This window comes from Providencia sp. wls1914 (assembly GCF_009706645.1).
Lineage (GTDB): Bacteria > Pseudomonadota > Gammaproteobacteria > Enterobacterales > Enterobacteriaceae > Providencia > Providencia zhijiangensis.
Genome location: NZ_WLUN01000001.1, coordinates 1 through 1,041 on the forward strand (window position 1 = coordinate 1; position 1,041 = coordinate 1,041).

Here is a 1,041-nt window from a genome sequence, read left to right on the forward strand (position 1 = left end):
CACCTTCACAGGCTTACAGAACGCTCCCCTACCCAACAATATTTACATATCGCTGCCGCAGCTTCGGTGCATAGTTTAGCCCCGTTACATCTTCCGCGCAGGCCGACTCGACCAGTGAGCTATTACGCTTTCTTTAAATGATGGCTGCTTCTAAGCCAACATCCTGGCTGTCTGAGCCTTCCCACTTCGTTTCCCACTTAACTATGACTTTGGGACCTTAGCTGGCGGTCTGGGTTGTTTCCCTCTTCACGACGAACGTTAGCACCCGCCGTGTGTCTCCCGTGATAACATTCTTCGGTATTCGTAGTTTGCATCGAGTTGGTAAGTCGGGATGACCCCCTAGTCGAAACAGTGCTCTACCCCCGAAGATGAGTTCACGAGGCGCTACCTAAATAGCTTTCGGGGAGAACCAGCTATCTCCCGGTTTGATTGGCCTTTCACCCCCAGCCACAAGTCATCCGCTAATTTTTCAACATTAGTCGGTTCGGTCCTCCAGTTAGTGTTACCCAACCTTCAACCTGCCCATGGCTAGATCACCGGGTTTCGGGTCTATACCCTGCAACTCATTCGCCCAGTTAAGACTCGGTTTCCCTACGGCTCCCCTATACGGTTAACCTTGCTACAGAATATAAGTCGCTGACCCATTATACAAAAGGTACGCAGTCACACCACAAGGGTGCTCCCACTGCTTGTACGTACACGGTTTCAGGTTCTATTTCACTCCCCTCGCCGGGGTTCTTTTCGCCTTTCCCTCACGGTACTGGTTCACTATCGGTCAATCAGGAGTATTTAGCCTTGGAGGATGGTCCCCCCATATTCAGACAGGATAACACGTGTCCCGCCCTACTCGTCGAGTTCACAACACTAACACCTTCGGATACGGGGCTATCACCCTTTACTGCCGGCCTTTCCAGACCGTTCTCCTGATGCTAATGCTGATTAAGACTCTGGGCTGCTCCCCGTTCGCTCGCCGCTACTAGGGGAATCTCGGTTGATTTCTTTTCCTCGAGGTACTGAGATGTTTCAGTTCCCTCGGTTCGC

General features: G+C 51.8%; 1 rRNA gene. It reads right to left on the bottom strand.

From position 1 onward, the window contains the following. Window positions 1-1,041: ribosomal RNA gene (locus GKR74_RS00005) — 23S ribosomal RNA — on the bottom strand; the annotation flags it as partial.